Origin of the sequence: Lentzea sp. NPDC060358 (assembly GCF_042725365.1) — a bacterium.
In the GTDB taxonomy this organism is placed as follows: domain Bacteria; phylum Actinomycetota; class Actinomycetes; order Mycobacteriales; family Pseudonocardiaceae; genus Lentzea.
Genome location: NZ_JBHXCW010000503.1, coordinates 1 through 1,100 on the forward strand (window position 1 = coordinate 1; position 1,100 = coordinate 1,100).

At 66.5% G+C, this 1,100-nt stretch carries 3 protein-coding genes; all 3 read right to left on the minus strand.

Annotated features, from left to right (window positions below):
- Nucleotides 1-212, minus strand: a 212-nt coding sequence (locus ACFWGZ_RS41190; RefSeq protein ID WP_382457008.1) for a nucleotidyltransferase family protein, incomplete at its 3' end; no start/stop codon positions are given.
- A 50-nt stretch (nucleotides 213-262) separates the two neighbouring features.
- The gene (locus tag ACFWGZ_RS41195) at nucleotides 263-487 is read right to left on the minus strand and encodes a DUF397 domain-containing protein (RefSeq protein WP_382457009.1); all 225 of its coding nucleotides are present in this window, start codon (nucleotides 485-487) and stop codon (nucleotides 263-265) included.
- 12 nt (nucleotides 488-499) lie between these two features.
- Nucleotides 500-1,100 (minus strand): DUF5753 domain-containing protein (locus tag ACFWGZ_RS41200; protein ID WP_382457010.1); only part of this gene is annotated, 601 nt, incomplete at its 5' end.

Here is a 1,100-nt window from a genome sequence, read left to right on the forward strand (position 1 = left end):
AAGTAGAAGACGTCGTAGTCCTTGATCCCGCTGGTGGGATGCCTGTCCGTGGCCACGTTCCACACGGTCTGGAACAGACACCCCGCCGTCACGTACCAGCCGGGCAGCCCCAGACCTGCCGCGCGGTGCAACACCTCCAGCAACACCTCGTTGCGGGACAGCACGGACTTCAGGGCGGCAAGCTGTTCATCCAGCGGGAGGCGGCCGATCACCACCCATGCCTACCACGCCGCAGCCGCCGTCGAGGCCCTGCCGACGGACCTCATCCCGCAACGGCCGGATGGACCGCGCCGAAGTCTCCGGCCCTGATGCCTGTCACGAAGGCGGTGAAGGCGGTGGGGGTGGTGTGGAGGGCGGGGCCGGTGGGGTTCTTGGAGTCGCGTACGGGGATGACGCCGTGCGGGGCGGCGAGGTTGGTGGCGACCTCCACGCAGTCGCCGCCGTTGGAGCTGTACGAGGACTTGAACCAGCGGGGCTCGTCAGTCACGGGTCTTCCCTTTCATGCCTGCTTGATCATCGCCACGGATGCTGCCTGGGAGAGTGCTTCGGCCTGTAGTTGATGGTAGGCCGTCAGTAGCGGCAGGACAGACGCGCTTTCGCGGTCTACGTGCCCCTGAGAGTGGGACTCGGCGTACGAGACCATGGACCGGTCCGGAAGCGTGAGCAGGTTGACCGGCAGGTTGAACGGGCGGCGCTCTCCTATGTCGAAGGGTGCTACTTGCAGGACGGTGTTGGGGAGCGCGGCGAAGTCGACCAACCGTCGTAGCTGGGCCTTCATGACTTCGGGGCCGCCGATCGGGCGGAGGATGCAGCTTTCGTCCATCACCACGATCAGCATGGGCGGCCTGCTCCTCGCTAGTGTGGCCTGCCGCTGAGCCAGGAACGAGACGCGCTCCTCAGCTTGTTCGGGTGTGATGGAGCCGCGCCACACGTCGCCCTTGGCCAGCGCCCACGCGTACTCCGGGGTCTGCAACAGGCCCGGGACGATCCCGATCTGGAACAGTCTGATCTCCGATGCCCGGTTCTCGTACCCGACGTACTCCGGGAAGCCCTCCAGCAGCACGCCGTGCCGGATCTCGCGCCACTCGCGCTCGAAGGAA